Source organism: Pseudomonadales bacterium, from assembly GCA_041395945.1.
Classification (GTDB): Bacteria; Pseudomonadota; Gammaproteobacteria; order Pseudomonadales; family Azotimanducaceae; genus SZUA-309.
The window spans coordinates 1150923-1176260 of record JAWKZN010000001.1; the positions used below are offsets into that span (position 1 = coordinate 1150923).

The 25338-nt window shown below is 48.7% G+C and carries 18 protein-coding genes; 15 read left to right on the forward strand and 3 right to left on the reverse strand.

Annotated features, from left to right (window positions below):
* Nucleotides 1-37: 37 nt before the first annotated feature.
* The 14 genes from R3E82_05445 to R3E82_05510 all read left to right on the forward strand — a co-directional run bounded on the left by R3E82_05445 (nucleotide 38) and on the right by R3E82_05510 (nucleotide 18168).
* Complete coding sequence (locus R3E82_05445; protein MEZ5550311.1) at nucleotides 38-1078, forward strand: FemAB family PEP-CTERM system-associated protein; 1041 nt, start codon at nucleotides 38-40, stop codon at nucleotides 1076-1078.
* Nucleotides 1075-2217: a glycosyltransferase family 2 protein gene (locus R3E82_05450; GenBank protein MEZ5550312.1), complete on the forward strand. Its 1143-nt coding sequence runs from the start codon at nucleotides 1075-1077 to the stop codon at nucleotides 2215-2217. Before R3E82_05445 ends, R3E82_05450 begins: the two co-directional genes overlap by 4 nt.
* Nucleotides 2218-2248: 31 nt before the next feature.
* Nucleotides 2249-2986, forward strand: coding sequence for a GDSL-type esterase/lipase family protein (locus R3E82_05455; GenBank protein MEZ5550313.1), 738 nt, complete (start codon nucleotides 2249-2251; stop codon nucleotides 2984-2986).
* The gene (locus tag R3E82_05460; protein MEZ5550314.1) at nucleotides 2986-3840 is read left to right on the forward strand and encodes an alpha/beta hydrolase; all 855 of its coding nucleotides are present in this window, start codon (nucleotides 2986-2988) and stop codon (nucleotides 3838-3840) included. Before R3E82_05455 ends, R3E82_05460 begins: the two co-directional genes overlap by 1 nt.
* Nucleotides 3824-4771, forward strand: coding sequence for an alpha/beta fold hydrolase (locus R3E82_05465; GenBank protein MEZ5550315.1), 948 nt, complete (start codon nucleotides 3824-3826; stop codon nucleotides 4769-4771). Before R3E82_05460 ends, R3E82_05465 begins: the two co-directional genes overlap by 17 nt.
* A gap of 44 nt (nucleotides 4772-4815) precedes the next feature.
* Nucleotides 4816-5913 (forward strand): glycosyltransferase, encoded by a 1098-nt coding sequence (locus R3E82_05470; GenBank protein ID MEZ5550316.1) that lies wholly within the window; start codon nucleotides 4816-4818, stop codon nucleotides 5911-5913.
* Nucleotides 5910-7184 carry an O-antigen ligase family protein gene (locus R3E82_05475; GenBank protein MEZ5550317.1) on the forward strand — a complete coding sequence of 425 codons (1275 nt, stop codon included), beginning with the start codon at nucleotides 5910-5912 and terminating at the stop codon, nucleotides 7182-7184. The genes R3E82_05470 and R3E82_05475 overlap by 4 nt, the downstream gene beginning before the upstream one ends.
* Nucleotides 7181-8434 (forward strand): glycosyltransferase family 4 protein, encoded by a 1254-nt coding sequence (locus tag R3E82_05480; GenBank protein ID MEZ5550318.1) that lies wholly within the window; start codon nucleotides 7181-7183, stop codon nucleotides 8432-8434. The genes R3E82_05475 and R3E82_05480 overlap by 4 nt, the downstream gene beginning before the upstream one ends.
* A complete protein-coding gene (locus R3E82_05485) occupies nucleotides 8418-9839 on the forward strand; it encodes a hypothetical protein (protein ID MEZ5550319.1) in 1422 nt (473 codons plus the stop codon). Before R3E82_05480 ends, R3E82_05485 begins: the two co-directional genes overlap by 17 nt.
* Before the next feature lie 59 nt (nucleotides 9840-9898).
* Nucleotides 9899-11779, forward strand: coding sequence for an asparagine synthase (glutamine-hydrolyzing) (asnB, locus tag R3E82_05490; GenBank protein ID MEZ5550320.1), 1881 nt, complete (start codon nucleotides 9899-9901; stop codon nucleotides 11777-11779).
* Complete coding sequence (locus R3E82_05495; GenBank protein ID MEZ5550321.1) at nucleotides 11776-13821, forward strand: Gfo/Idh/MocA family oxidoreductase; 2046 nt, start codon at nucleotides 11776-11778, stop codon at nucleotides 13819-13821. The genes asnB and R3E82_05495 overlap by 4 nt, the downstream gene beginning before the upstream one ends.
* Before the next feature lie 263 nt (nucleotides 13822-14084).
* Entirely contained in the window at nucleotides 14085-15929 is a 1845-nt protein-coding gene (locus R3E82_05500) for an ABC transporter ATP-binding protein (protein ID MEZ5550322.1), read from the forward strand.
* Between the two features lie 89 nt (nucleotides 15930-16018).
* The gene (locus R3E82_05505) at nucleotides 16019-17206 is read left to right on the forward strand and encodes a glycosyltransferase family 4 protein (GenBank protein ID MEZ5550323.1); all 1188 of its coding nucleotides are present in this window, start codon (nucleotides 16019-16021) and stop codon (nucleotides 17204-17206) included.
* Between the two features lie 107 nt (nucleotides 17207-17313).
* Nucleotides 17314-18168: an FkbM family methyltransferase gene (locus tag R3E82_05510; protein MEZ5550324.1), complete on the forward strand. Its 855-nt coding sequence runs from the start codon at nucleotides 17314-17316 to the stop codon at nucleotides 18166-18168.
* A gap of 28 nt (nucleotides 18169-18196) precedes the next feature.
* On the opposite strand, the gene R3E82_05515 is transcribed toward R3E82_05510, so the two are convergent.
* Both R3E82_05515 and R3E82_05520 read right to left on the reverse strand, forming a co-directional pair.
* Nucleotides 18197-19249: a glycosyltransferase family 4 protein gene (locus R3E82_05515; GenBank protein MEZ5550325.1), complete on the reverse strand. Its 1053-nt coding sequence runs from the start codon at nucleotides 19247-19249 to the stop codon at nucleotides 18197-18199.
* Nucleotides 19250-19450: 201 nt separating this feature from the next.
* On the reverse strand, nucleotides 19451-20710 hold the full coding sequence (locus R3E82_05520; protein ID MEZ5550326.1) for a hypothetical protein: 1260 nt from the start codon (nucleotides 20708-20710) through the stop codon (nucleotides 19451-19453).
* Between the two features lie 930 nt (nucleotides 20711-21640).
* On the opposite strand from R3E82_05520, the gene R3E82_05525 reads away from it, so the two are divergent.
* Nucleotides 21641-22747: an acyltransferase gene (locus R3E82_05525; GenBank protein MEZ5550327.1), complete on the forward strand. Its 1107-nt coding sequence runs from the start codon at nucleotides 21641-21643 to the stop codon at nucleotides 22745-22747.
* Nucleotides 22748-23854: 1107 nt separating this feature from the next.
* Here the strand turns inward: R3E82_05525 and R3E82_05530 are convergent.
* The gene (locus R3E82_05530) at nucleotides 23855-25315 is read right to left on the reverse strand and encodes a right-handed parallel beta-helix repeat-containing protein (protein MEZ5550328.1); all 1461 of its coding nucleotides are present in this window, start codon (nucleotides 25313-25315) and stop codon (nucleotides 23855-23857) included.
* Nucleotides 25316-25338: the final 23 nt, after the last annotated feature.

Genomic DNA, 25338 nt, shown 5'->3' on the forward strand with positions numbered 1-25338 from the left:
TTCAGAACGTGGTTGATCCAGTAACAGTATGCAACGAATGAACGGACTGGCTGTTCGGCAGGCAACCGACGTGGACTCCCCGCGTTGGGATGAGTTTGTCCGGCGCTTCAATAGAGCGTCGTTTTACCATCGTTACGGATGGATGCGGGTGATCAGTCAGGCGTTCGGGCACGATGTGTATCCGCTGCTGTGCGAGGATGAGCGGGATGTGCAGGGCGTCCTGCCCCTGGTACTGATAGAAAGTCGGCTCTTTGGCCGGATCATGTGTTCCATGCCTTTTCTGAACTATGGTGGCCCGGTTGCGACCTCCGATGCCGCGGAAAGCCTGCTGATTGAATCAGCGCGTCGTCTGGCCCGCGAGCTCAATGTGGATTTCCTGGAGCTTCGGTCCAGACACAAGCTACCCATCGAAGGAATCCAGCCTTCCACGCACAAAGTGAGCATGACGATTGACCTCGATTCTGATCCAGAACGTCTCTGGACCGCATTCAGTTCGAAGCATCGTACCAGCGTGAGGCGTGCCTATAAGAACGAACTTCGAGTGGAGAAAGGTGGGCCTGAATTACTTGAAGACTACTATCGACTCATGGCGCTTTCCTGGAGATCTCTTGGCACACCTTTCTATTCACGCTCTTTCTTTGGTCACGTTCTGGATGAGTTCCAGGACTCGATAGAAATATTCCTGTGTCTGCATGGTAACCAGCCAATTGCGGTCGCGATGAATGGTGTTCATGAAGGCACCGTTGAAGGTATGTGGGCAGGCGCTGAGCCTGCGGGGCGACACCTTCAATACAGCTATGTGCTCTATTGGGAGATGGTGAAAGACGCCTGCCTGCAGGGGAGAAAGTCATTCCATCTTGGAAGATCGAGCGCTGATTCCGGTGGCGAAGTGTTCAAGAAAAAGTGGAATGCGGTGCCGGAGCAGCTTTATTGGTACTACGATCTGGTAAAGCGCGACCGAATGCCAAATCTGAATACAGGAAATCCCAGGTTTTCGGGTGCGATAGAACTCTGGAAGAAACTGCCGCTGTTTGCCACGCGAACGATTGGACCAATTATAGCGAAGAGTATTCCGTGATTGCTGCAACCGCGTTCTGGTTTTCGTTTTTATCCGTAGTTTATGCGTATGCGTTTTATCCCCTTGTACTGGTAGTCATGTCCAGATGGCCGGTAAATACCCGTAAGGCGGCCTCTGCTTATTCGCTCCCGCGAGTCTCAATTGTAATTCCAGCGCACAACGAGGCGATGGTCCTGCGCCAAAAGATCGAAAACACCTTGTCGTTGGAGTATCCAGCTGGACTTCGTCAGATCATCGTGGTTTCAGATGGTTCTCAGGACGCGACCAACGACATCGTGCGCGAGTATGAGGATGGTGATCGATTCAAGTTTGTCGCCCTGCAGGAGCGTGGTGGAAAGGCAAAAGCGCTGAATGCGGGCGTGAAAGTTGCTGACGGAAATGTCATCGTCTTCAGCGATGCTTCCATCATGCTGGAAAAAGGTGCATTGCGCGCAATAGTCGCGCCTTTCGCAGATGAGAAAATCGGGTGTGTATCAGGAGAGGACCACATCCTGGGTAGCAGTGGAGAAGGTATGTATGGGCGCTATGAGCTCTGGTTGCGCAATCTTGAGTCGAAGGTTGATTCCATAGTTGGCGCCAGTGGCTGCTTTTACGCGCAGCGAGTTGAGACAACAAAGGCTTTCCCAGAAGGTGTAGCACCGGATTTCTTCTCGGTCCTGGAAACCGTGAAGAGTGGATATCGTGCGGTTACCTGTCCGGAAGCCAGAGGCAGAATGATCGCTACCGTATCAACCGACAAGGAATTTGAGCGAAAAGTGCGGACTGTGGTTCGCGGAATGGCGATGCTTTGGGACTTTCGAACTGCGCTGTTTCTTCCAGGCCGTCTTCGGTTCTCGATTTCATTGCTGTCTCACAAGCTCATTCGTTGGCTGGTTCCAATATTCATGATCGTTGCCTTTGTCAGCAGTATGATCCTGGCTATGGAGGGTGGGCTTTTCTGGGTAGCCTGCTTCCTGACACAGGTATTTGCATATGGCATTGCATTTACCGCATGGGTGGGAGTGATAGACGTCGAGCGATACCATCCCGTGCGAATACTGACATTCTTTATCTCTTCTAATGTTGCAATTCTGCAGGCATGGCTGATGTTTTTGAGTGGTCAAAGGATCGAAATCTGGCAACCGACGAACAGGCGCTAGCTTCGGTCAACTGTGACAGGGAGAACATCTGATGAGAATCGGGTTAATTCGAACGTGCTCCATCCTGCTTATTGCATTCAGTTTCTGCGATTCAGCAGCGCTGGCCGAATCGAACGGTGTCACGTCACTGCGAGAGAGTGAACAAGTGAAAAAGCTGATGGTTATCGGGGCCTCCTATGCGGGAGATTGGAAGATTACGTCGATAGGTGGATACCAGGTTATCAATCACGGCGTTGGTGGTGATGAGACAGAAGACATGCTGGCGCGATTGGATCAGGCACTTGCGAAGACGCGTCCCGATGCAGTGCTGATCTGGGGATTCATCAATGACATCACACGGACAGACGCGACCGAACTGGACAAAAAGCTCGAAACTGTGAAGGCGAATCTGTTAAAGATTGTGGAAAACGTCTCCAGTTTCGGTGCGCGTCCAATTCTTGCTACTGAAGTTACCTTGTCGCTTTATCGAACCTGGGACCAGCGAATAGTGCATTACGTCTATCAGTTGCTGGGAAAGGTTACTTACCCCGTTCATGTAAACAGATATGTACTGGCAACCAACGAGTGGCTAAGGCGATACGCGTCCGATGAACAGATCGCACTTCTGGACATAGAGCGAATACTTGGCGACGAGCATGGGGCGAGGTTGGCAAACTATACTCAGGAGGATGGAAGTCATCTGACTGAGAGCGCATACCAGGCTCTGACAGTGCAGGCGAATCGGCAACTACCGCCATTCCTGGCAACGCAGGATAGCAGTGTTCAGTAATGAAAGAGCCATCAACTACTGAATCCATGGAATTTTTTCCCGGAGGGGAGGGCGATCTGTTCGGCGTTACTCACCTGCCTGAGATGCCGCTGAACGATGTCGGATATGTATTTTGTCATCCTTTGGCCGAGGAGAAACTCTGGAGCCATCGAGTTTTCGTAAATTTCGCGCGTGAACTCGCTGCGGGTGGATCAGTGGCTTTGCGTTTCGACCACTTCGGGCACGGAGACAGCGATGGCGACTTTTCCGGGGTTTCCGTCGACTCAATGCTCAACGAAATTCATCATGCAAAGAAACACATGATAGATAAGTGTAGTTGGGTTAAACGCGTGGTTTTTCTAGGCTTAAGGATGGGTGCCAACAATGCCCTTGGAGCTGCTCGGCGTTATGGGGCTGATGCAGTAGTTGCCTGGGAGCCTATAACTGATGGCGGACGTTACAGTCAGGAGATACTGCGTACCAATATCGCGGCTCAAATGGCGACGTTTGGAGAGGTAAGAAAAAACAGGGAGGCGCTGGTAGAAGATCTTCGGTCAGGCAAGCACGTCAACGTTGAGGGCTATGAGATCACCCTACCACTATACGTGGGTATTGAGAGCATCTCGCTGGCAGAAAGCATTACCGCTCTTGGTGACACCCCGCTGCTGATCGTTAATGTAAACAGGTCAGAAAAAGGCACAACGTCCGCCTATGAAAAGGTGGTTTCGGAATCCCTGAATGCTGATGGCATACACAGAGTGGACCTGCGGATTGCAAAGGAAGAACCTTTTTGGCGTGAAATCCGCAGTTTTTATCAAAGGGCTGATGATCTTTATAGACAGACACAAAGCTGGCTAGATGAACTCGTCGATTAATCGAAGGCCCGTAAGTTTCAAGAATGCCGATGGAATCACCCTCACCGGTGTGCTCGAAATGCCGCACTCAGCCAGCAGCGACGTGGCTGTTGTGATGTTGTCCCCCGGCGTGAAAATGAGGGTAGCCCCCCACCGTCTATACAATAAACTGTCGAAGTGGTTTGTGGATCAGGGATTCACGGTACTGCGCTTTGATTTTTATGGATTGGGTGATTCCGAAGGGAGCTTGCCTGAGCGGCTGATGGCTGATTTTTACCGCCAGGTTCAACTTGGTCGTTACTGTTCCGATGTCGTCTCGGCAGTAGATTGGATTCGCGAAAACCTCGGAATTGATCGGTTTCTACTGGCTGGTCTTTGTGGCGGGGCGATTACCGGCCTTCTGGCAAGTCAGAAAATTGAAGGCGTTCTGGGACTTGTAGGCATCGGTATCCCTGTCATTCTTGATGGAAGCGATCTGGATCAGTTCAGTACGATAACTGAAGGGCAGAGAAATCAGTTGAAGCGGACCTATCTTCGAAAAGTGTTCGACGCAAAATCCTGGATACGGCTCCTTACGATGAAGACGGATATCCGGTTGCTGGTTCGATCATTATTCGGTAAACGGGTTGCTCACACGCCCTCCCGCAACACAGCGGGCATGGGGGCAGACAACAGTAATCCTCTGTTCGCACCAGCCTTCTTCAAATTCACAGACATGGACAGGCGGCTTCTGCTGATATTCAGTGGGGGAGATCGACTGGCATGGGAATTCGAAGAGAAGTTTTCGGCCCGATTTCCCCAGGAGCTTTCAGAAGTGGGAGACCTCTGTCAGATACGAACCATTCCCAACGCCAATCACATTGTGTCTGATTTGGCTGGTCAGAAGGCATTGTTTGACATTCTGGGAACGTGGATTCAATCGCATCGCAAAATTTTGGATCCGTCACGGTGAATGTCAGGCCAATCACTGTTCTGGACCTGAGAGACTCACCCTGGGTGGACGGTCCTGGGCGTACTATTCTTGATTGTGCAGAGTCGATGGATCCAGGCAAAGTTCGAGTAGTGATCGGTACCTTTGATGGAGGGGCGGCGGCTAACGGCGCCTATGCGTCAGATGCCTGCAGACGCGGCCTCCCTGTGGAAATAATTCACGAATCGGGTCCTCTTGACCCTTCGATACCACGCCAGATCATTCACCTGATTGATAAGCATCAAGTGGACATACTCCATACACATGATGCGAGGACGGACTTATTCGGAGTGGTTGTGGCTCGCCGACGTCCCGTTGTTCTGGTAAGTACTGTCCATGGCTGGATTTCTAATTCGGTAAAAGCCAGATTTATTAACTGGCTGGATAAGCGGCTGCTGAGGAGAATGGATTGTGTCATCGCCGTTTCCGAAGATACCCGTGAAAAGCTGGGCCATTCTTTTCCAAAGGCCAGGACAATAGTGATACCCAATGCACTGCGCACCGAGAACTATCTGTCCGGCAACGATGCTTCGCAATTTCGAGCGGAGAACGGATTCAGAGAAAGCGATGTGTTGATCGCGAATATCGGCAGGTTGAGTCCGGAAAAAGGTCAGGCACTGTTTCTGAATGCTGGCGAGCAGATTCTCAAGCGTTGCAGAGACGCCAGGCTGGTATTAATAGGGATAGGTCAGGACGAGTCTAAGCTGCGGGAACTGGCCAGCAGGCTCGGGATACTGGCGAAAGTACGTTTTCTCGGGTTTGTTCAGGACATGCGCCAGGTGTATCCGGCTCTCGATCTGGTCGTTCAAAGCTCCTACACGGAAGGCATGCCAAACGTCATACTGGAGTCGCTGTTGTTGAATACTCCGGTTATCGCCACTGCGGTTGGCGGAACACAGGAAATCATAGTGAATCAGCAACATGGGGTACTGATTCCTTCGGGAGATGTGTCCGCCTTAGTCGCTGCGATGGGCGAATTTCTGGAAAACCGCGATCGGCACCGGATTATGGCATGCGAAGGCGGAGCTCGGATCCGAAAGGATTTCGATCATAACCGCCGCGTGCAGATGCTGAAAAACCTCTATTCATCATTGACGGGTCGCGCCCATGAGTCCCCGGCATGATCTATATTGGATTACTGATCGTGTTCTTTCTGGAATACACACGACCTCATGATCTGCTGCCTTTTATTGTGACCATCAAGCTGTATTCCGTCCTTCCCATTCTTCTATTCCTTACAGCCAGTTTTCAGCGAAGCAGGATCTCCAATGCCCAGGTTTGGAGTTCGCTGCAGGCGAAGATGCTTATTGTCTTTCTGTTGATGAGTCTGCTCGCAATCGGTTTGGGCTGGAACAGAATGATGGCCCAGGAGATGTTTACAACCATTCTTGGTTATCTACTTCTCTTCTTTCTGGTCGCAAAATCGATAGACAGTACCGAAAGGGTGAGAGGGCTGTTTGTCATGCTGATTGCGATTCACGTTTATCTCATCGCACGAAATCCGGATATCGTTCTCAGCCCGGATGTCAGAGACTACATTCAGCACGTCGCCTTTCTGGGTGACGGAAACGATTTTGCGCTTTCCGTAGTTATCGTCATACCTATGTGTCTGTATATTTTTTCCTCATCGAGGTCGAAAGTTCTGAAACTCCTGGTGCTTTCTATCGGCGGATTGCTGCTGTTTTCCATAATGGGCTCTCAATCTCGAGGTGCGACACTGGCATTGGGAGGTGTGGGGATCTATCTCTGGACGCAAAGCCGGCGAAAAGGAGTTGGAATACTGATCGGCGGACTTGTCGTGGGCGTAGTCCTGGTTTTTGCATCTGATGTTTATCTGAGTCGCCTCTCTACGATCTCACAGTACGAACAGGAGGGCTCCGCTGTAGGACGTATCGAAGCGTGGAAGGCGGCCATCTGGATGGCTAATCATAATCCGGTTTTTGGTGTCGGAGCCGGTGGTTTTCAGATGGGACACGCCGCCTACCATCATGGGGAATCGAAAGCCGCGCATTCCATGTATTTTCATGTACTGGGTGAGTATGGATACGTTGGGCTGGTAATGCTTCTCATGTTTCTCATCAATGCGTATCGCATGATTCAACGTCAGATAAGAAATGTGAACCCATGGGCTTTGCGCGGGAAACTGGAGAAGGAGCGATCCCTGCTGGTTTATATGAACGCTAGTCTTATTGGATTCTCGATTGCGGCTGCTTTCCTGTCGGTGTTCTATTACCCGCATCTGTATGTCATGGGTGGATTGTGTCTTGCGGTAAATCAGATTGTTGATAGTCGGATGAAGGCAATGCTCGAGGCGGAAAAGGCTGGATCGGGAGCATCTGATGCGAAGGCTGGGAAGCAGGTATCCGAATTGCGACTCGGCGCACTTCAGCGATGAAAGTCCTTTTCATCAGTCAAATAGTTCCGTATCCGCCGCACGGAGGAGTTCTACAACGCGGTTTCAACCTCATACGTGAACTGGGTAGCCGAGTGGATCTTCATCTGGTTGCATTCAATCATCCGGACATACTTTGCAGCGAAGCACAGATAGCAGAAAGTAAGCGAGTTCTCTCTCCATACTGCCGGTCAATTACATATTTCGAATTGCGGACGAAACGCTCTTCGCTGTACAAATGGGCTGCGGTCATAGCGGGAGTCGTCGACAGGCGGCCTTTCAGTGCCATTGCGCACGAATCCGTCGATCTTGAGGATTACATAAGAGAGCTTCTGGAGAAAGAAGATATTGATGTCATTCACTATGACACGATCGGGCTTGCACACTATCGGAAACTTGCTCCCGAAATCCCGTCCGTACTGACCCATCACAATATCGAGTCCCAGCTCATGGCCCGACGATCGAGAAATGAACGGTGGCCGCGCAACTTCTATGCGTCATTGCAGGCGAAAAAACTGTTGAGATACGAATCTGACCAGTGCGTGAAGTTCGATGCGAATGTTGTCGTTTCTGCGATCGATGAGCGTGTGCTCAAGGAAAATGTGCCAGGGTTGCACACCGTTGTGGTTCCGAACGGTGTCGATGTGGACTACTTTCGACCCGGTACTGAATCTGCAGGTCACTCCGTGGTCTGGGCAGGCGGAATGAACATGTTCGCAAATAGCGATGCTGTGATGCATTTCACTCGGTCCATCTGGCCTGTAATCGCGGATGCTCAACCAGATGCTGTTTTTCACATAGTCGGCCAGGATCCGCCGGCCGAACTGGTGGAAATGGCGAAACACGATACATCATTGAAGATCCATGGGTTTGTAGACGACGTCAGACCAATCATCCAGCAGGCATCGGTTTACGTTGTTCCAATCAGAGTCGGAGGTGGTACACGGCTCAAGGTGTTGGATGCGCTGGCGTCGGGTAAAGCAATTGTTTCTACTAGCGTTGGATGTGAAGGTATCGATGTGGTGGACGGGTTGAATATCCGTATCGCCGATGACACCAGGTCGTTTGCGTCCACGGTCCTGGAGCTCTTCTCGAGCGGCACTGATCGGCAACAGTTGGGAAGGCAGGCGCGGCTTCTGGCTGAAGCCTCCTATTCCTGGAGGCCGATTGCCGCGCGATTGGTGGATGCATATCAGTATATTTCGAAAAAACCGGCACAGATAACTCTGGAGCACCGTGGCCGTTCCGTTTGAAGGAGCCTATTCCGTACTGCCTGTCGCAGTACAGAATGCTGCGATTTCAGCCTATGGCTGGTGGCTGGATCGTAAACGCTATAGCGGCCGTTTCAGCGAGTATGTGCAGTTTCTCGAAGAATCGCAGTGGTGGAGCGGCGAACGTCTATGGGAATGGCAGAATACCCGGCTTAGGGAAATCGTCAAACATGCCATCGCCCACGTGCCGTTGTACAGAGAGCGGTATGGTGCGCTTGGGATAACTGCTGACGACCTGCGTAGTCAGGAAGACCTGCAGTTTCTACCGGTGCTGACCCGACAGGATGTCATAGAAAGGGCGGCTGACCTGATATCCGTAACCACCGATAAAGCAAGTCTCACAATGGGGCATACCAGCGGTACGACGGGATCGCCGTTGCAGGTTTACTACGACGCCAGTACCACTCAGATGACCTACGCGATGCTTGACCGGCAGTATAGATGGGCAAGTGCTCGATTCGGCCATCGTGGAGATCGAGTTGCCGTTCTCCGGGGTAACGTGATCGTTCCATTGAGTCAGAAATCTGCACCGTTCTGGCGATACAACAGATATCACAATCAATTGCTTCTTTCTGCATTTCATCTTTCGGATACTACAATCCCCGCATACATCGAAGAAATGCGAAGATTCAATCCGGCGATTGTCGATGGTTATCCGTCGACGCTTTACGTTCTGGCCAGGTACCTTCTTCAAAACGGGTTGGTATTCCCGGTCAGGGCGGTGATCAGCGCATCCGAAACACTGTATGAATTTCAACGTGAGGCGATTGAGTCTGCTTTTTCCTGCAAAGTTTTCGACTATCTGGCTGCAGCTGAAAGGGTGATATTCAGCACGGAATGCGACCGTCACGAAGGGCATCACATTGCGCTCGAGTACGGCATCACTGAATTTGCTGATAAGGAAAACAAGCCAGTCACGGCGGGCAGCGAAGGCCTGATGCTTTGCACGTCACTGCACAATATGGCAATGCCGCTGATTCGATACGCTACAAGTGATGTTTCCTCGCTGCTGGAGAACCCGTGTTCCTGCGGGAGGGCCCTGCCATTGATGTCGGATGTCACGACCAAAGCTGAGGATATAATTTCCCTGTCGGATGGTCGCCTCATTTCTCCGTCGGTGTTGACCCATCCTTTCAAGCCCATGCATTCCGTTTCTGAAAGCCAGATTGTTCAGAACACACAAGATTCGATTGAAATCCGAATCGTTCCAAGGGAAGGATACTCCACAGCAGACACCGAACACCTGTTGTCTGAGTTCAGTAAGCGCCTTGGAAAGAATGTGTCGGTATCCGTAAAACTGGTGGAAAAAATCGAGCGAACAGCCAGTGGGAAGTTCAAGTGGGTGGTATCTAATGTAAAAAACTCCATCCGAATGCCGAATAGTTGATCGGCGTTAGCAGTCCCCGATTCCATTAGAATTCCCATCGAAATATCAGAGAAACCTATATGTGTGGAATTCTAGGAGTAATAGCGAAGGCACCATTCATGGTGGACAGAAGTCGAATGCAGAACGGATTGGACTCCATTGCTCACAGAGGTCCGGACGATTCGGGGGAATTTATCGATGGGCCAGTATGGCTGGGTCACAGACGTCTAAGCATCATCGATGTAGAGGGCGGACATCAGCCGATGTTGAGTGAAGACGGGGCTGTGTGCCTTGTATTCAATGGTGAAATATACAATTTCCGAGAGCTCAAAAGAGAACTTGTAGACAAGGGATACTCCTTTAAAACAAATTCGGATACTGAAGTTCTATTGAATCTCTATCTGCAGCGAGGAATAGGCTGCACCGAGAAATTAAACGGTATCTTCGCCTTTGCTATCTGGGATGCAAGATCACAGGAATTGCATCTCGCGCGCGATCATATGGGAGTGAAACCACTCTACTATGTCGAGGGTCAATTTGGGTTCGCTTTTTCTTCGGAGATCAAAGCGCTGATAGCTTCAAACCTGGTGCAAGCAGAGCTTAATTGCGAGGTGTTGGCTGAGTTCGTGGTTTTCCGCGATATCGCTGGAGAGAGTACATTGTTCCGTGGTGTTAAACGATTGCTTCCAGGGTGTACGTTAACCTTGCATGATCAATCGATTTCCAGTCGACAGTTCTGGACGCTTTCCGGATCAGATTTCGGATTCAAAGGTAGTTTTGACGATGCCTTGAGTGAAACGGATAGACTGGTTCGCACAGCGGTTCATGATCAGATGATCAGCGATGTGCCGCTTGGTACGTTCTGCAGTGGGGGTGTGGATTCGAGCCTGGTCACAGCCATCGCATCTGAAATTGCACATGGTGGTCTGAACACATACAGCGTTTCCTTTGCGGAATCCGACTACGATGAAAGTAAGTTCGCCAGACAGGTGTCAAGGCAATATGGCACAACTCATCATGAACTTACTGTTTCTAATGATGAATTTGCTGCAAAGCTGGAAAAGCTGTCCTGGAATAACGACGAACCTTTGAATTTCCCTAATTCGGTTCATATTCATGCGATCAGCGAGTTGGCGGGCCAAGATGTGAAAGTGGTGTTGACCGGTGAAGGAGCGGATGAGTTGTTCGGTGGCTACCCGCGATATCATGTACCGGCAGTTCGATCGTACTGGTTAAAGATTCCACGTGTATTCCGGCAGATGCTTGTGTCCATTGGAAAATTCTCCGGGGATCATCGTATAGCAAAGATCGAACGATACGGCCGTCAGTCTGAGAGTATGGCAATTCTACTGAATTCCGCGGTTGCGAATCTGGATGAGGCTGAGGGAATAGTAGGAAATCTCGGGCGCAGCGTTACTCCCGTACGGAGTATGCTGCTTGAGGCGTTAGCTGGTAGTTATGGTCCGGTAGAAAAACTGGGGCTGTTAGATCAGCAAACGTACCTGCTTTCCATCCTGAATCGTCAGGACAAGATGAGCATGGCTGCCAGCATCGAATCAAGAGTCCCGTTTCTAGACACCAGATTGGTTCAGTTTGCTAACAGCCTGCCTCTTAAATTCAAGATGGGGTTTATGGAAAACAAAGTCATTCTTAAGAAGCTTTCGGAAAAATACCTGCCTGAAAACCTGATCTATCGTCGTAAATCCGGATTTGGTGTTCCTCTCCCCGACTGGTTCAGATCTGACAGCGGTCTGGGTACGATGATTTCAACGCTGAAGGATGATGACTTCATATCATCGCTATTCGGTGCTGATTTGCTGAACAGACTCCATCTGGATCATCGTGAAGGCAGTGCTGATTACTCTGATCTGCTCTGGACAATGCTCAGCCTGAGCAATTGGGCAAAGGCGTTTGATGTCCCAAAAGTGAACATGGATCTCCCGAGAGGGCGAATTCAATGATCAAATCCAGCGATGGCACTTTACGTGTAGTGTTGATTGGCGGGGGCAAAATGGCCCAACAGCATGCGATTGCTATCTCGTTGTGCAGAAACGCTCGACTTGTTGCGGTAGCTGACCCAGTCGTGCCCGTGAGTGAGTTGGCTGAAAAGTTTGGACAGGATCTGGAGTTTTTTTCTGATCCGGTCGTGATGCTTGAGCGTATTCAACCTGACGTTGCGCATATCGTCACTCCGCCACGGACGCATGTTGAACTGGCTCTACATGCAATCAGGTTGGGTGCAAATGTGTACGTTGAAAAGCCATTCGCATTAACAGCTGCAGATGCACAGTTGGTTATTCGTGCTGCGGAAGAAAGAGGTTTGAAAGTCTGCGCAGCTCATCAGTTGCTGTTTCAGGATGTTGGCTATCGAGTTCGTGAGTCGCTCAGACTCATTGGCGACGTTGTACACGTGGAGAGCTACTTTTCATTCAGACAGGTTCGGACCGCAGGCAAAGCCAGGATCAGTACTGTCGATCAGTTGATCGACATACTTCCGCATCCGGTATACCTGCTGTTGAGCGTAATGAATCCGGACGGTGATACTACGAATTCATTCAGGCTCGAATCTGCTCATGTATCGGTAATGGGCGACATCAGAGCAGTCATTTCATTCGGAGAGCGTATTGGTGTGTTGGTGGTATCGCTTCGAGGACGGCCGATAGAATCCTATCTCAGGATCGTCGGAACCAATGGATCATTGCTCGCGGATTTTGTCATTTCAGGATTGACTAGCCATCTTGGCCCAGGCCATTCCGCTATCTCGGTAGTATTGCAGCCATTCAGTCATGCCATCCAGAAAACGGTACACACAATAGCGAACGTTTTTCGGACATTGTTTAAAAAACACAAGAGCTATCCGGGATTGGTTGAATTGCTTGAGGAATTTTATTCAGGAGTATCAGGTGATCGGGGGATACCAGTAACGTCATCAGATATTTTGCAGACTGTCTCGTTGTGTGAGTCAATAACTGAAGCGCTACGTGAACAAGAAGCGCAAGTTGAACTGTCGGCTCGTCAGTCTCTGGAACGTACTGAGCGAGAATTGAAAAAGCTGGCGAAAGACAGTAAGTCGGTGCTGGTAACGGGAGGTACAGGATTTTTAGGGCGTGTGATATCGCAAAGATTGAGAGTGGCAGGGTTTCGCGTTGTTGTACCCGCCCGCCGCTTACCGAGTTACTCTGAACGGGTGGCGGGCGTTGAGTATCTTCACTGTGATCTCAGCGGAGAATTTTCACCAGCAATATTTGGCGGGATTGATTTGGTGGTTCATTGCGCCGCAGAGACAAGTGGAGGCACCAAAGAACATGAACTCAATACGATTCAGGTAACGCGGAATTTGTTGGACGCGATGAGCTTGGCGGGAGTCAGTCGTCTGATCGAGATTGGTAGTTTGGCTGTTTTGAAGCCGCCGAGATCCCCTAGGGAAAATCTGTCTGAGACTTCACCCGTTGATCTAAACAATGCTTCTCGTGGACCATATGTCTTTGCGAAAGCACTCCAGGAAGACTTAGTCAATGAACATATGGCGATCCAGAAGATGCAGGTCTGCACCCTGCGTGTAGGTCCTTTGGTTGACTACAAAAACTTTGTTCCGCCTGGAAGACTTGGGCGTGAACTTGGACCAATCTACTTGGCGGTGGGGCGAAAAAGCTCAGAACTGAATGTCTGCGATGTACACACCGCGGCCGATGTAGTTGTTCACCTAGTTTCTTGCCCTAATGAGTTTCCACGAGTCATCCACGTAATCGAATCTCCTGCACCTACACGGGTGGATCTAATACAAAGATCTAGAGCAACTCGTCCGGATTTGAAAGTAGTATGGGTGCCTGGTTTCCTGTTTCAGGCGCTGGATTTGGTTTTACTTTTTGCATCTAAGATAAGCTTTGGGCGCGTACCGTCATTTCAGTTCTATCCGGCATTTGCGTCGCTAAAATATGATCGTCGAGCGTTTGACAAAATGAGATCAGAAATGAGTTTGCCGAGAGCGGCTGACGGGTCTTGAATCATCAAAGCCAGGATTTGATTGCTGTAAAGTTTATGCAGTTGAATAGGAAGCGCTGTTCTAAACGGGTAATCAGCGAACGATTCAACACACTGGCACTTGCCACATTTCTTAACTGCGATGCCGCTTGAGTTCTCGGGAAATCGAAGCGAGTAATTTTCCATAGGGAAAACTATAGATTGGCGCTAACTATCTCTTTTTTTCGACTAGGGCTGAATATTGATTTGTATGATTGTTAAATACGCGTGCGGTAAAGTCGCAAAATGAATCCGATGTTTACGCCTTACTTCAAGCTCTACGAACTCCTAAGTTCCAGCGAAAGAAAGGGAATGTGGGGATTGGTCGCGCTGACGCTTTCTATGGCCATTCTGGATACCATTGGAATTGCTTCTGTGATGCCATTCATATCTGTATTGTCCAATCCGGAAATCCTGTCTACTAACCGTATTCTCGCATCAACATACGCATATCTTGGCTTTGGTAGCCAGCAACAATTCCTGATTTTTCTTGGTATCGGCACTTTTGTGACGCTGATGGCATCGGTGCTGTTCCGTTCTCTTACGCTATGGGCCCAGCTTCGTTTTACTAATATGGGGATACACAACACTGCTTGTCGTGTCGTGGAAACCTATCTTCATCAACCATATTCCTGGTTTTTGGACAGGCATAGCGCGGATCTAGGTACGAGAGTGTTGTCTGAGGTTACGAATGTTTTTCAAGGGGCTTTCTATCCTGCAATGCTGATCATTGCGAATTCGTTGGTAACATTGTTTCTTGTAGTATTTCTTTTCCTGGTAGACCCGCAGCTTGCCTTTGCATCTTTTCTAATCCTGGGTGGTATGTATGGGGCGATATTCCTTTTCGTACGTCGTATGTTGGTGCGCATAGGTGAGGAGAGAATTAGCGCCAATCACGAACGCTATAGAATATTAAACGAAGCGTTTGGAGCGATTAAAGACGTCAAGGCAAGCGGATTGGAACAAACATTTTTGGGGTTGTTTTTCTCCCCATCTCAGAGAATGGCGAATTCGAGTGTAAGGGGAGCAGTGATAGCAGAAATGCCATCATTTGTTCTTCAGGGACTCGTCTTTGGTGGGATGATTTTGCTGCTCCTGTATCTAATTGCTACTTACGGTAGTTTGCAGAATGCAATGCCGGTAGTAGCTATTTATGCGCTTGCTGGGTATCGCTTGTTGCCGGCGTTGCAGGGTATCTATCGGAATCTTTCTCAGATGCGTTTCAATCTTCCCTCGCTGGATACATTGCATTCCGATCTTATCGGCTTGAGAACGAGTACTGAGTCGTGGAAAGAGAGGGTTGGAATGGATCGTCGCTCCAGACCTTTGGGACTGCGAACGATTTGTCAGTTACGCGGTATCACCTTTAAATACGATCAAGCCAGTTTACCAGCCTTGGAGGGCTTGGATCTGGACATTAAGGCGAATTCGATGGTAGGCATTGTTGGGGGAAGTGGCGCGGGTAAAACCACTTTGGTCGATATATTACTCGGACTATTGCTGCCGAATGTAGGAGAGGTGGTTGTGGATGGACAGACAATAACGGGTGACAACCGATTAGCGTGGCAGCGAACAATTGGCTACGTATCACAGAACATAGTACTTAGCGAGGGGAGCATAGCGAGTAACATCGCATTTGGTGTATCAGAACGTGATATCGATTCTGATGCAATTGCACGCGCTGCCAGTTCTGCCCAGCTGGACGAATTTGTTGATGAATTGCCGTATGGCATTGATACAGGAGTTGGTGAGAAGGGGGTTCGGCTGTCAGGTGGGCAGCGCCAAAGAATAGGAATTGCAAGAGCCTTGTATCATGACCCGGCTGTTTTGATACTTGATGAAGCAACTAGCGCCTTAGATTCAATAACCGAACAGAAGGTAATGCAATCAGTACGAAGCTTAGGTAAACAGAAAACGATAGTATTGATTGCCCATAGACTAAGTTCGGTCCGCGGATGTGACGTTATTCACATGCTGAAGAACGGAAATGTATCAGCCTCGGGTACATTTGAGGAACTGCTTTCCCGAAATAGTGATTTTAGAAAAATGGTTGAAAGCTCAGAGATTGACGTCGATTCTGAGCAAAGCTGAGAGTCTGTTAGACGCCTTCAACCAGTTTATGATTCACTTAGTCTCCACTTGACAAGGAAGCGTGCACTTGGCAGCCGGCGGTATTCCTCATGAAGCGAATTCTTTACGTAGAACACAATACAGATGGAACAATTGGGGGCTCACATCGCTGCCTGCTGGATATAGTTGGTCAATTGAACCGAGAAAAATTTGAACCTTTAGTATGCTTTTTCCAAAGGAATTCACTCTATTCAGCTTTTGAGGAGGCTGGAGTAAAAATACTCGAATTTGCAGCATGGAGGCCTATCAAAGTTCCAGGCAGTCAGAAAAGTGCGGCCATTCATGGCCTACAGTCTTTGCTCAATGTTGCAAAGATGCATGTTTTCCGATCTTCCAAATGGATGTGGTTCTTAAAACGAAATAGGGTTGACTTAGTTCATCTCAACAACGCCTGTGGTTACGATCACGATCTGATGACAGCATGTGTAGTTTCCGGAATACCATTTGTGGTGCACGAGCGAGGTATTCAATCTGAGATTTCAGGTTCAACTCGTTTCTTCTCTCGTTTTCCTCAACGCATTATCACTATCTCGGATGCTGTAAACAGCAATCTGATAGATGGTGGCATTTCGTCAGATCGCTTATTTCGAATCGATGATGGAATTTGCCTGCAGCGAATTCGAGTTAGTGAAAACATAGTAGATATTCGTAAAGAGTGGGAAATTTCGCGGAAATCCAGAATTATTGGAATTGTTGGAAATATCAAAGAGTGGAAAGGGCAAGATGTTTTGTTGGCTGCACTTCCTTTGTTGTTGAAGAAATTTCCGGATCTCGTTTGCTTTTTCGTAGGGTCGTTCGCCGATCTGGAATTCAAACGGAAATTAGAGGGCTACGTTTTGAAACACGGATTGAGTCAATGCGTTCGTTTCACCGGGTATGCCCAAAACCCAATTGACTATATTGCGGCATTTGATGTGTTTGTACATGCCTCCATTGAACCTGAACCGTTTGGAATCGTGATACTTGAAGCTATGGCATGTGGAAAGGCGGTTATTGCAACTAACTTCGGAGGGCCTGCGGAGATAGTACTGAACGGAGTCAGTGGCTACTTGGTTGAACCTGGCAATGTCATTGAATTAGCTGCTCGAATCTCAGACTTGCTCGAATCGGACGAGAAAAGATCGGAGATGGGTATAGCTGGGATGAAAAGGGTATCTGAACGCTATACGGATGTTATAAATGTTCAGAAGATTGAGGAAGTGTATGATGAAGCGCTATTCAAACTCTACAAAGGATGATTAGTAGCAATCTAGGTGACGCATGTGCACGATTTTCTAGAGTCTCGGTATCGTATCCATGCCACTCATTGGGTATGTTTTTCATTTAATATGGTTGGAAGTGTTCAGTGAGTGATGCCGATAGAGTGGTGTTGGTAGATATTGGTGCGAGAGACGGTATCGATAGGCGGTGGATGCCTTTTGTCGGGAATCTTTCGATTTACGCTTTCGAGCCGGATCCAGTTGAGTGTGATCGGTTGAACGATATCGAGCACGACTATCGAATCACATATCTTCCGTATGCTTTAGGAGCTGTCCAGGAGGAAAAGAGAACACTGCATATCACAAGGCAGCCAGGATGCTCGAGTCTCCTGATACCCAATACGGAATTTTTAAGCGGCTTTGAGTATGGAAAACAGCTTGAGGTCGTTCGACAAGTCGAGGTGGCTGTAAATCGTTTAGATTCGATTTTGGAAGTCTCGCCTGATGTCATAAAGATTGATACGCAAGGCACGGAATTAGAGATCCTGGAAGGGTCGGAGGAGTTGCTATCCAACGTAACTGCCATTGAGGTAGAAGTCGAATTTGTAGAAATGTACAAGGATCAGCCGCTTTTCGCGGATGTGGATTCCTTTCTCCGATCACACGGTTTTTTTCTTCGCGGCTTACGTCGGGATTTCTGGCGAAACAGCGCACGCGTAGACCAACCCTTCGGAGGGCAATTGATGCACGGAGATGCATTGTATCTGCGGCAGTCGTTGCTCGCATCTGAGAAAGGATTTTTGATTCTAGCTGCGTATCGGCAGTACGATTTATTGGCAAATCTAGGCGGAACGCATTTCATCCCCTCCCAAAAGCTATTCGAACGGATTGTACGTCGATTGATTTCTCTATTGCCGTACTCAAACAGAGATTTTCGAAGAACGGTCGATTGGGCGCGATCAGGGAAGGCTACTGACTGGCACGACTCGGATTTTTTCTAGAGCGTTATGGGATAGCCTTGTTGCTCGTTCAGGTTGTGGAGATATACGAGCGTAGTTGGGCAGTGAAATGGTGGGGGAGGTGATTTTGGGCTATTTTTTCGCGCGCGGCTTGTCCAATTCTTTGTCTGAGTTCGATTGACTCCAAAGAGGCGATTGCTGATCTGAGCTCAAGATGGTCGTAAGGGGGAACAAGAAGCCCATCAACGCCACTTTCTATATAGTCAGACGTACCCGGCACTTCGCTCGCGATAACGGGTTTTCCTAGTGCCATAGCCTGAAGGATTACGCTCTGGCCAATTGAGATCTCACGCATATGGAGCGGTACAGCAACCCAATTCGCAAGTGAAATTAGTTCGTCCAATTCCGCTGATGGAATGTTCTCCAGTGCGCGTATATTGGGGTGCTTCCCATACCTTTCGACTGTACCCTCTCCACCAACGATTACTATTTTTGTGGTGGTGCCTTCAACAGCCTTGACTAACGTATCATAATCCCGAAATGTTCGACCAGCGGCGATTCCATAGTTTTCTGGACTTTCCCTTGGTTCACGAATGAGCAGTTCGGGATCAGTGAAGAGCGGTAGAAATACTGTTTTTTCCTTTGCCCAACCAAACGCATCCTTGTAGTAGTTGATTTCGTGTCGCGTTGACACAAATACCCGCCAAACTGAAAAAAAGACGAACCGTAAGAACCGATATTTTGCAATAGACGCTAGCGATGAATTTTTCTCCCTCATGATGAAGTGCAGGATTACGTGTTTTGGGCGGCTCATGTTAAGAATTGTTTGCCAAAAGCAGATAGACAAACCAACAAGGTCACACTCGAACGAAAAAACGTACTCGTGTCGACCCCGCCACTTGAGTAGCTGAACAAGTACCTTCAACATAAAGAATGGAGTTTCAATCAGCGAGATCTGCTGTGATAGCTTGTTGCGGAAGTTCAGCCTTTCATACCCAACATGTGCAATTTGTCCGTTGGTTTCCAGGTCTTTCCACCACCAAGGTCTTTCATGGGGTAGTCCCAGGGTTACTACCAATGCGCAAGCATTTGTATTTGAGATATCACTATTCGTTTGGGTCACTTTGAACTCTTCTCAATGAAACCAGGCCCCGCTTTTCCAGTTACATTCATGTTCAACAGGCAGAAGCATATTCGGTGGTTGTGTTCGAAATGACCCACCAGGATCTTATGATAGAAAGTTCACCAAATAGGTTTCTCTGAATGCGTGCATTCCGGAGTACACTAAAAGGCAACAAAAAAGCATTCGCGTATAATTATTGCGCTAGTCTGGATAGACTTGGTTTGCAAAGACTTTTTCAAAGAGAATTTTAGCTGCTACGGCAACGCCATTCTGGTTCCAGTGCGTGTCGTCCTCCCAATAGGTGAAGCTGCCGTCTGCTAACAGTTCGGCGGATTTCGCGGAGAGGTCCGGTGTCAGATCTATCGTTGGTATGTCGAACATCCTACCCAAAACTTGGACATACTCCCACTGCTTGTTAGGAAGGTCGGACAACTCCCCGCTCTGTGAAGTCGATAATAGCTGGTAATAGACGCGGTACTTCGTCGGGATAAAAACTAGGTGTGATACTGAGTCTGCTACACTCCGAACTGCGTTTTCAGTTTCTGGGTTTACTAAGAGTTCTTCATTTACCGTGGTCCTGATATAGGACTCTAAGAACGCAATTCGTTTTCCATTTATTTCCTTTACAACGACTGATTGCGTTTCCTTGTTTAGTGCTAGCGCACTTCGAGATGTTGAGTATATAAATCGATAGATTGATGTATCGCTAAAAACCTTGTAGTAGCGCCACATTGCATAGCGCATTGATTCAAGATATTCGTTTGAATGCGCAAGAAACGCTGTATCTGCGTGATGCTTGGGAAAATCGTTACCTTCGAAGAGAAACAGCAGAAACTTTGTATCATCGCTTTCAACGTTTTTTCTGAATGATTTGATATACGTAATGTAGTCCTGGACATCGCCAGGATGGGCAAGGTTGTAGGTGTCGATTGAGTAAATCTGCAGGAGTTGACTGGTAATCGTATGCTGCTGTGAAAGTCCGCTACCTGCTATGAAAGAGTCTCCGACCAGCGCGTACTCTTGGCCATGAAAATCGTGTTCGTTTCTATTGCCTTGAGAATCGGTTTTGAATATCACCCGCCTGGGTTTCGGTGGGACGGTGGTCAGTTTGGATAGAGCGATTAGGTCTCCATAAGGTACGTCCATTTCAAAGTCTACGTTTTTTGAGTAAGTTTTTCTCCCAAGTCCATTGTCAAAATATGCGAACTTTTCATGAGGGCGGTAATAGATTGAATCTTCAAGGCCGGTCAGTTTGATCGTCGACCAAAGTACCGCTGTGACAACTAAGAACGATAGGGAAATCAGTACCGAATTGAGACCGCCGCTAAAGATTAAAAGACAAACAGCGATTGCTAATAATACAATGAAGACAATAGGAGGAAGGCCGTACAATAGAAAGAGGTGGGTGACCACAATGATGGAGGCTAGAATGGCTACCTTATTCTCTAATTTCGATGACATTGACTTTAGCCTATTGCCATTGTGGCTCACAGCCGCTGCTCTGTGATTGTATGGTACTTCTTGCGCAGTGCGAAATTCGACTTTGTATATAGTTCATCCGATCTCTGCAACCGTGGGCAGGGACCTCTAGTTTGACAACTATAGAATCTGGCCGGTCAGCAGTCGTCGGCTCGCCCAATCAATTCCCGTCAGCAGGAATACTGAGCTGCGTTTCATTGGTACCTTGGTAATTCCAAGTGCTAGGAGCTGAATCGGTATGTTGGTAGCATGACCACATGGGCGACTGGGAATACGCCGGTGGCAGCGATGTAGCCGACCCGTTCGGCGGGTGATGATCGATCGCCTCATTTCCCACCCGTTGCATGAGTCTAAGTATATAAGTGGCGCCGAGCTCGCCCAGTGAATCACCCCGATGGCTCTTTCGATAGAGCGAATTTCCATTGCTAACAAACCCGCCTTGAACCGTGGGGTCTTCTCTCTTGGTCCCTTGAGGCTTGCAGCTATTCTCTAGTAGAAAACCCACCGATGCCGGTTCCAGGGTGCTTAAGTTTGTCCCCTTTTTATGTCAGGTGTTCGATGTGGCGGACAATGTAATGGGGACGTAGATCCGCTGAATAGAGCAGCGCTATAAAAGGGCGGGGAGGGGTAGGCTGTAGGATTTCATGGAGCTTGGATCAAGCTGATTGGCGACCTGCATTAAGGCAAAGCAAAAAGGAGATCTTACACGTTAAATAAACAGAGTACGGAGGAAAAGTAGCACTATTGTGTATCCAGTGAGTGCGCACGGTACCCTAGAATAGGGAGGCGAGCTACAAGATTAGTGTCTAAGAACAAGTCGGGAGAACGGGTGCATCAACGGGAGGTCGGTATTTTGTGAAATTTTAGACCTCGCAACAAGGTCATTATGGGAAAAGCGGATTTACTCAGAATATGAACACTAGGCTTGAGATCGGTAGGGGATTGGCGGCGTTGTGGGTATTCACATTTCATGTTCAATCGATGATTGCGACGGCATGTCCGAGCCTAGCACTACTTGCAGCGAAAGGGTTCCTGGGCGTTCCGATATTCTTTGTGATTTCGGGCTATGCAATATCCGCATCTGCCGAACGCGAGATCCGACTAGGTGGCAACTGGAGAATTTTCATGAGACGCCGTCTATTACGGATCTATCCTCCGTTTTGGGGCGCAGTTGTTGTCGCTATAAGTGTACCCTTTGTCATCGAAATTGTTAGCGCACTCAAATCCGGTATCTACTTACCGCCTGAACCCAGATGGCTTGAATTTGGTGGTAGCGAGTGGTTGCAGGTGTTGACACTTACCCGCATTTTTTTTTCAGAGAACGGAGACCTGCAAGCTGCCTTCAGTCCTGTGAATGCAGTGTTCTGGACACTAGGAATCGAAGTGCAGTTCTATATAGTGATGGCTGCGGCTGTCGCGAGTGGGAAGCACTGGCGCATGGTTTTGCGGGCCGTCACTGTCATATCGATGGTTGCCTTGTTTATTCATTTCTTTCAGATCTCCGGTCTTTTTCTTGTCTACTGGCCTGTATTCATGCTGGGCGTGATCTTACGGCGTTTGCAAGAGTTAGACATGACGCCTCGTAGTCTATTCAAACAGTATGCTCCGGTAATAAGCGGCAGCATGATTGCGGGCATTGTGATGGGATCTCTGTTCATGATGAATGTGGTAAGAATCGGTGCAGAGGAGCTGTCGTTGTTATCCGGTAGTATCGAATTCCTGACTGCAGGGCTCGCTACTGCCTTTGCCTTATGGTTTTCTATCGCCTTTCAGGCGGCAGAGAAGAAGCACAGGCTGCTACTAAAGCCTTTAACCATGCTTGGGGCGTCCAGTTATTCTCTGTACTTGATACATGGGCGCGTATATCCGCTTGCTGAGATGTTTGTGCGTCAAATATCTAAACCTAACAGCGTTTTATATCCGGTATTAACTATCTCGGGTACAATCGTCGTCGCATACGTATTCTATACTCTGGTCGAGCGTCCGTTTATGAGCGTTCGCAATCGCTCTCGACTCTAACCTGCCGGTTTTAATTTATTCTAACTCGAATGCGTACGCGCTCCATTGTAGTGTCGTCACTAGGATTCGATGTCCAATCTAGCTTTCGGCTGGACCCCATGGCGTCACATGAAGAAATACTGGATCTACCGCTAGCCGTAATCTTGTTACTGATCGAGCAGTCGTGTCGTTTCCTCGATCTTGGGATCTCTGAATCGGTGTGATAATCCGAGGAGGCGATTCGCAGGTTCCAGATAGGCAGGGTGCGCATTTTCATGGGGCGAGTGTGGGCTCTTAATATTTGGGTCCAGCGTTCAATCGGATAAATATCCGGGATTAATGTCGCCACTAACTTTCGCTTATAGTCCACGGTATCTGAGATTTTCAGGTTTATTATGCTGAGCGAACGATGTTGGTTCTGGAAATATGTACACCCACTCAGCTGACAGCGAGCATTACTTACCGAAACGTCGGTCGGTTGATTCGCTCCTTCGTATATGGCAGAGCGCAGGAACTGCCTGATGAGCACATTGTTTCGAGACGCTCTCTTGCCTTTCTAGAGGAACCTAGATCGTCTGTTAAGGACAGTGGAAGTAAAAGGGTGACGCTGAATGTGGGCTTTCACGAAAGGAGAAGCGACTGCTGGGACGATCCCCGTTGCTATACATCTTCCATCCGACGACGAAACTGAGGGAACTGAATTCTTAGTGCTTAATGATTTAGAAGCTGCAGAGGCGAGCGTGCTGCGGGAACTCATGGAGATGGGCAATGAGTCCAGAATCCACCGGATGGTATACGAGTGCTACTACCATAGCGACGTCGGAATCGGTCGTTTTGAAGCAAACCAATGATTTCAAAAAAAAGAGCGAGATTTGGCTGGCTCTTTTCTCAAATTTGCCCGCGCTTTCAAACCTTCGCGCTTATCAAGGCAGCCTGGGATTCGTATCCACTAAGTTCCATCAGTCGATTCCAATGTGAGTGCTCCCGCCAGAGCAAGTAGGCGAAGGGACGCCTACTGCATCTCGTCGCGAACTGTGGCTGCGACAAACTGCAATCTGCTTCAAAAAAACACCGCGTTGCGGACATTGAACGACGAACTTGTTGGTCCGGGATTTCGTCTTATCTTTTCTAAGAGGCTCTCCTTCCTATAACATCACCATTACCGATATCAGACCCAATATTGATCTGGCTACTTGTACCGAATCCAAGCAAATTGAGAACATCAAGACCTGCGTTTTGGGCCGGGCTGCCTGAGAGCAAGGAGTAATCTTCAGCCTGAACTGACGCGAGTCTGGGATCCTGTTCAATTATTCCCTGCTGATCCATACCATATGAAGAGCGCCACGACGTAAAAGTCAGTTGAGTCATCGAACCTGACCCCTCTGTATAGCTGAAATTGGATATGCCCCGATACAGGTTGTAGTTTATGGCAGAAAATGCATTCAAAAACGTGGGAACGTCGGATGTGGAGTACGATCCGTAGACGTGTTGGACACCGTAGAAAATATTGTTGTATATCCTGTTTGAAAGGGGAGTTGTCGCTTGCGTCAAGATCGCTTTGTGGTGTCCAACGAAAGTATTGTTTGCAACCCAGACGTTAGTAGGCGACCCCGCGACGTAAGACGTAAATACAACCGCTCCGCTTGACGGTGTACCGTCGCTAATAAAATGATTTTGAAAGACGCGATTTTGCTCGTCTCCTGATACCCCTCCGAAGCGTACGTCAGCCCAGCGATTGTTTCTGAAAATATTGTGATGCGTGTCCAACCCATACTGAGGCGCGCCGTCACCAGAATGATCCCCTTTCCAGAAAATTCCGCACCCGCAATTGACTATCTCGCAGTTTGCTACGACACAATTTCGCGCGTCGTAGCTCATTACACCAGCGTGGTTTTGACTAACGCTTCCCCCGTCACTTCGAAACCCAGATATGTAGCAATCCGATACTATACAGTCGGCGGCAACTTCCAATCGGACACCACAGTAGTTATCGCCGGTAACCTGGTTTTCTACACCTTTGATCACACAATTCCGCACTTCGCATCCAACCGACCCGTTCAGGTTTACTGGACCCGTGTCTCTGCTCGACTTGTTGTTGTTTGCATTGTTGTCCGTGTAAAAACCATCGAAAATGATATAGCTCCTGTCTGGGGCCCCAAATGCAGGGCTCCCATTGCTGCCGCTGGTTCCGCCAGAACGTATTTCCGTAGTTAGACCAGCAACGTATGAGAGTCCGGATCGATTCGCGGCGAAAAAGACTATTGGATTATCGCTTGTTCCGCTATTGCTAGGGGCGAAAGCAGACGCCCAGCGTCCTACCGTACCTCTACCGACGTAGATACCAGGTTCGACCTGCACTCGATTTCCAGCAACTGCGTTTCTCATCGCTTCTTCGAGCGTCCATGGCGAACTGGCGGATCCGGATCCTCCACCGTTTGCATTTGCACTCGCGAAATGAGTGGGCGTATACCCACTATTCCCAATGTTGCCGCCAGCTATTACCGGCGGCATGGGGACTGCTAACACACCTTTGCTTGCCAGAAGTGCAGCTATGCCAGAAGAAGAAACTAGTAATTTTCGTCGGTTCACGATGAGCTCCCTAGAAAGCTAAG

What these genes read in the sequence shown, in the direction of transcription:
- R3E82_05445 (MEZ5550311.1), top strand. Translation starts at nt 38, where the DNA reads ATGAACGGACTGGCTGTTCGGCAGGCAACCGACGTGGACTCCCCGCGT.
- R3E82_05460 (MEZ5550314.1), top strand. Translation starts at nt 2,986, where the DNA reads ATGAAAGAGCCATCAACTACTGAATCCATGGAATTTTTTCCCGGAGGG.
- R3E82_05475 (MEZ5550317.1), top strand. Translation starts at nt 5,910, where the DNA reads ATGATCTATATTGGATTACTGATCGTGTTCTTTCTGGAATACACACGA.
- R3E82_05480 (MEZ5550318.1), top strand. Translation starts at nt 7,181, where the DNA reads ATGAAAGTCCTTTTCATCAGTCAAATAGTTCCGTATCCGCCGCACGGA.
- R3E82_05465 (MEZ5550315.1), top strand. Translation starts at nt 3,824, where the DNA reads ATGAACTCGTCGATTAATCGAAGGCCCGTAAGTTTCAAGAATGCCGAT.
- R3E82_05520 (MEZ5550326.1), bottom strand. Translation starts at nt 20,710, where the DNA reads ATGTCATCGAAATTAGAGAATAAGGTAGCCATTCTAGCCTCCATCATT.
- R3E82_05495 (MEZ5550321.1), top strand. Translation starts at nt 11,776, where the DNA reads ATGATCAAATCCAGCGATGGCACTTTACGTGTAGTGTTGATTGGCGGG.
- R3E82_05525 (MEZ5550327.1), top strand. Translation starts at nt 21,641, where the DNA reads ATGAACACTAGGCTTGAGATCGGTAGGGGATTGGCGGCGTTGTGGGTA.
- R3E82_05455 (MEZ5550313.1), top strand. Translation starts at nt 2,249, where the DNA reads ATGAGAATCGGGTTAATTCGAACGTGCTCCATCCTGCTTATTGCATTC.
- asnB (MEZ5550320.1), top strand. Translation starts at nt 9,899, where the DNA reads ATGTGTGGAATTCTAGGAGTAATAGCGAAGGCACCATTCATGGTGGAC.
- R3E82_05505 (MEZ5550323.1), top strand. Translation starts at nt 16,019, where the DNA reads ATGAAGCGAATTCTTTACGTAGAACACAATACAGATGGAACAATTGGG.
- R3E82_05500 (MEZ5550322.1), top strand. Translation starts at nt 14,085, where the DNA reads ATGAATCCGATGTTTACGCCTTACTTCAAGCTCTACGAACTCCTAAGT.